Source organism: Microcoleus sp. (genome assembly GCF_049646505.1).
GTDB lineage: Bacteria > Cyanobacteriota > Cyanobacteriia > Cyanobacteriales > Microcoleaceae > Microcoleus.
Genome location: NZ_JBARVX010000090.1, coordinates 1 through 5,246, shown reverse-complemented (window position 1 = coordinate 5,246; position 5,246 = coordinate 1). Strand labels below are relative to the sequence as shown.

The window sequence follows — 5,246 nt, the reverse complement described above, 5'->3', positions numbered from 1 at the left end:
TTGAACCAATACAACGTCAAGGTAAACACGAACTCCATCAACGTGTTTATCACCGGCTCCATTTCTGGCGGCACCGGTAGCGGGATGCTGATCGATATTGGCTATGCTGTCCGCAAGTGGCTGCAAGGATCATCGAGCGTGACAACTACAGCGATTGTGCCGATGCCTAACGCTTTTGCTGGCATCAATGTAGGCGATCGGGTTGTGGCTAACGGTTACGCAGCCTTAATGGAATTGAGCTATTTCTCCGACTACCGCACAGAATATGCAGTTCAATACAGCGCCGGTTTGATAGATGAAATCCGCGACAAAAGACCAGCCTTTGACTTTACTTATTTAGTCGGAACTAAAAACGGTGAAACTGAATTTCCCCTAGACCAAATTCGGGAAATGATCGGTCAGAATATCTTTCTGGACTTGACCTCAGATTTTGCTCCCCACAAGCGATCGATCCGAGATAACATTAAAGGTTCCTGGGCTGCACAAGACCCCGGCGGCCGCGGCTATTCCAAACAATTCATGAGTTTTGGGCTGTCCACAATTGAAATTCCGATCGCCCAAATTCGCACATCTTTATCCAATCGGCTAGCCGCTGATTTTCTGACTTGGTGGCTGAACGAATCTGTGCAATTAGTTCCCAATCTCTTGGAGGTGGTACAAAGCGACCTCAAACGGATTCGGTTGACAGAAATGGAAATGCTGACTGATTTGAGCGCTGCGGGCGATAAGTCTTATTTAGCAGAACTTTCCAACTGGGTAAACAGCATCCGCAACGAAATTAATGCAGACAAAAAAATGCAATGCACCCAACAAGGATTATTGGGTATTTTCGGATCGGAAAAAGGCAAAATTCTGGAATTTGTCAATTACTTGCAGAAAAAAGTCGAGGAATATCGCAGCGATCACCTGCGGGAAATGAGTCCCGACGAGCGGCTGCACGGCGATTACTTGCAAAAAATGTACGATAACCGCAACCGGATTATCAAAGAAGGACGAAAAAGCCTAGAAGCGGAGTTTTACACAATTCTGGAAGACCGCAACAAAGGGCCTAAATTTGCCGATGCTTTTATCGCCACAGTGCGGCAGATTTTCGAGAATGCTGTTGAGAAGTTTCGCCGGGAAGCCGAAAAAATTTGGGAGCCAAATGAGGCTCGTTTCTTGCAACAATACCAAAAGGGTTTGGAAGAGATTAGACACTTTCAAGAGCAGTTTGGTTTGAGCAAACAAGATGCTATGGAAAAGTATTGTGCTACGGCTCTGGGCGGGTTAGAGGGGAGTTTGATTGCAATTGTTCAGCGCAAATCCCGATCGTTGGGATTGGAAGTAATTGTCAGGCTGCAAGAGCATTTAACAGAGTTGGAAAGCCGTTTGGCTCGCTTAAATCAAAAGTTGCGCCAAAATCGCGACGACTTTCAAACAGCAGCAGACCAACAAGCAAGCAGTGCTGATGTGCTGGTAATTAACGGTATTAAATTATTTGACCGCGAACAGTTAAATGATTTGTATCGAGATGCGATCGAGCAATTAGCAGGTGCTTCTGAAGGTGCGAAAAGCAAGTATGAATTAGGGATGGACGGAACTTGCAGCAATTTGTCGAGTCAAGTGCTCGCAGAAGCTAGTCCGCTGTGGAAACAAAACCGGGGAGCGGATGAGGTAATGCGGCTGTTTGACTTGCCGCAATTGCAGGACGTGCAAGATCCAGATTTCAAGGAAATTATCGATCGAAAAACGCGGTTGGTTATCAAGAATGCACCTAACAGCAGTCGCTTGAAGCGAGATTTGGGAGCCTGCGACGGACTGTTCAAAATGTTTAAAAATGACGAAGGTGACATCCGCAGTCAATTGGCGATCGCCTACGACAAATCTAAACCCTTAATTTTGCTTTCCCGACCCATTATGAGTGGCAGAGATGCAGGGTTTACGGAAGCACTCAACACCAAAGCTGCCCTCGTTGGTGGGCGTAACACCACTGAAGCAGCCGCCATCAAATTAATTCCTTTGATCCGAGAACGGGTGGGTAGCAATGATGCGATTACTCCGCTAGGAGAAGACGAACGCCACCGGATTGTTTTTGTGCAAGAAGTCGGCGGTTTTTCGCTGCGCTGTATTGAAGGAATGCGGGAATTGCGACAGTCTTATCAAGATTGGAAAGGGCAATCAATCGAAGCAAAACGAGCAAAAGCGCGGGGAGAAAGCAAAGATCCTCCGATCCCAGTTCACATTCAAAAAGAAGCGCCTTTTTGGGATGTGTTTCCAGAGGATGAGAAAATTTTACAATTGGTGGTGCAAGCACGAGCATTAGGAGTTATCCGGCGGGAAGAAAATCGCAATACCAAGGAAAATGTGATTCGCTACACGGTACAAAATGTGCTGGGTAAAGAGAATGTAGACCTGGCTTCGAGTTGGGAAGAAACGGTGCAACTTTTGGAAGTTGTGGCCTGTCGTCCTGACAAAGAAGAGATTCAAAAACAGGTGACGGAAATCCTGAATGCGGCGGAAACTTTGCCGCAAAAACAACAGCTATTCAGCCAATTGAAAGCATATCTCGACGAGCGGCAAATTGAGTTAGACAAAGAAGGAGGAAATGAAAGCCCTGTTTATAAACGAGAACTCAAGATTATTCAAGAGGCGATCGAAACTTACAAATTGTCAGCGCCGGAACCCGGACAAACTCCGCCGCCGCCTCAACCAAGTGGAACGGCAGCACCTCCAGAATTGGGCAGCATTTATACCGCTCCTACTGTGATTAATGCTCCTGTTGGTATTGCGGCACCGCCAATTCAACCGCCGACAGTACCTGCACCAGACTTTGTGTTTTGTACTAGCTGCGGCCATAAAAATCCCACTAGCTCGAAATTCTGTGCTAAGTGCGGTACGGGGCTAACTAAAGTTGGTTGAGGGTTTTTGTAGTATTCCGACAGTGTGGCAGGGGTTTCATATCAATTCCGGTTGCACGAGACGATCGATGACACCGCACCGTGTCCTTCTTCGTGTCAACTTAACGTCAAACCCAGTCAGAAACTGCTGTTTGACTATTAAACTTAGATCCCCCCTAGCCCCCCTTAAAAAGGGGGGGACAGGAATCTTCTCACAGTCCCCCTTCTTAAGGGGGATGCGAGGGGGATCTAGACTGGGGTGAAAGCGAGTTACTCGTTCCCAGGCAGAGCCTGGGAACCAGTTAAGGAAGTATAGAAGCAGGATTAGAAAATAGTGATAATACCAGAATTATCGGCTGGAACTTCGATTAAAAATCGCTACGAAATTGACCGGATTCTAGGTCAAGGTGGATTTGGTCGCACCTATTTAGCGTTAGATAAACAAGAAAAAAAATACTGCGTTCTCAAGGAGTTTGCTCCGAGCAATACCACGCCCGCGGCTTTGCAAAAAGCTAGGGAATTATTTGAGCGAGAAGCCAAGATTTTATCCACGCTCAATCACCGCCAAATTCCGGAGTTTCTGGATTGGTTTGAGGAAAATGGGCGCTTGTTTATTGTGCAGGAATTTGTCAACGGTACAACTTACGAAGTTTTACGGAAAAGTAAAACTTTCTCTGAAAAAGATATCGTTGAATGGCTGCGGGAAATTCTGGAAGTCCTCCAGTATATTCACGGAAAAGGGATTATTCACCGAGATATTTCGCCGGATAATATCATGCTGCCAAATGGTAAACCAAAACCGGTGCTGATTGATTTTGGGGTGGTTAAATATGCGGAGACACAGCTTGCAAATGGCGGGGGTGTTGCGATTTCTAACCAACCTACGCAGGTGGGAAAAGTAGCTTATTGTCCGTCGGAACAGTTGCGGGGCGGCGAGTGTTACCCGAATAGCGATCTTTATGCTTTGGCTGTGACGGCGATCGTCTTGTTAACTGGTCGAGAACCAAATACTTTGATTAATTATGATGGGGAGTGGGAGTGGCGATCGCCGCAGGTGAATGTCAGCGACAAACTGGCTGCGATACTTGACAAGATGTTGCAGGAGAAACCGAGCGATCGCTATCAGTCAGCGAGAGATGTCTTAAATGCTCTCGATAATAATAGCAAAACACAAGGAAAAAATTTTATGGGTCAATTTAATAGTGATACTGAAATTAGTTCAGATCCCGGACAATCTACAACTGAAATTTCTACAGGCAATCAATACTCGCCTGCAAGCAATCAATATCCAGACAATCCATACAATCCTAAACCGCCCGATCGCAATTCAAGTCAATGGAAAACGATCGCCCTAATTGCTTTGCCAATTCTGCTGCTAGTCGGTGGAGTTGCCGCCCTTGAGTCGCCCCGCATCGGTTTTTTGTGCGGTGCTCTCAATAACTGTGCAGCGGATAAACCCTTTAATGAAAGTTACAACAGCGCGGTCAAACAGGCTGGTGACGCTCGTGTTTTAGGGCAAAATGCTCAAACAGCCCAAGAGTTGGAGACGGCTCGCGATCGCATGAAAAGCGCGATCGACCAACTATCCAGCATTCCGCAAACTGCCAAAGTCTACCCCGATGCCCAAAAGCTGCTACCTTCCTATCAAAGCGAGTTGACGGCGATGGAAGCGCGTTTGACAAGGGAACAACAAGCCCAGAAACAGTTAGAAGAAGCTATGGCGATCGCAGCCGATGCGCCAAAAGCAACCGAATTGTCAACACAGAAAGATTTGTGGATTCAAGCAGCAGACAAACTCAAAGCAATTAGTTCCGATTCCTTCGTTGCTGACAAAGTGAAAACTCTTTCTGCAGAGTACGATCGGCAAATTCAAAACATTGAAACTTCCATCCGCCAATCCCCCAGCCCCGAACCGCCGAGTCCCGAACTCGCACCAACTCCTGCTGACGACCTTTTTAAACTCTCACCCGATAACCGCGAACCCTCACCAGCGCCAGAAGTCTCGCCCTCTCTCCCCAATGCCCCAACTCCTAAAGACGACCAACCCCTCTTTTAATCTCGCCCACTAAGAAAATTACTTTCAAACCCTATCTTTTGAGAAATAATTTTGCTATAATCCCCATACAGATGTCACAGTTACGATCGCCACTCATACCAAATCCAGGTTACTTATCCCCTCGATCGCGAGCCTGAAAGTAGGGTGCGTCGCCGCGAACAATTCTCGCTATGAATCGAGATGAAACTCGCGACGCACCCTACCCATCATCGCCAGGATGGCTGACTCGGATTTGGTATCATATCGTGTCTGGTCGATTGCCATAATAAAAAAGGTTGGTAGTGCGGACTAAAGTCCGCTGCATTTTGCGGACT

The 5,246-nt window shown here is 46.9% G+C and carries 2 protein-coding genes; both read left to right on the top strand.

The window, feature by feature from the left end:
- Window positions 1-2,898, top strand: a 2,898-nt coding sequence (locus WBA89_RS05025) for a tubulin-like doman-containing protein (RefSeq protein WP_424404436.1), incomplete at its 5' end; no start/stop codon positions are given.
- A gap of 312 nt (window positions 2,899-3,210) precedes the next feature.
- Window positions 3,211-4,932 carry a protein kinase domain-containing protein gene (locus WBA89_RS05020; RefSeq protein ID WP_424404435.1) on the top strand — a complete coding sequence of 574 codons (1,722 nt, stop codon included), beginning with the start codon at window positions 3,211-3,213 and terminating at the stop codon, window positions 4,930-4,932.
- The last annotated feature ends 314 nt before the right edge of the window (window positions 4,933-5,246 follow it).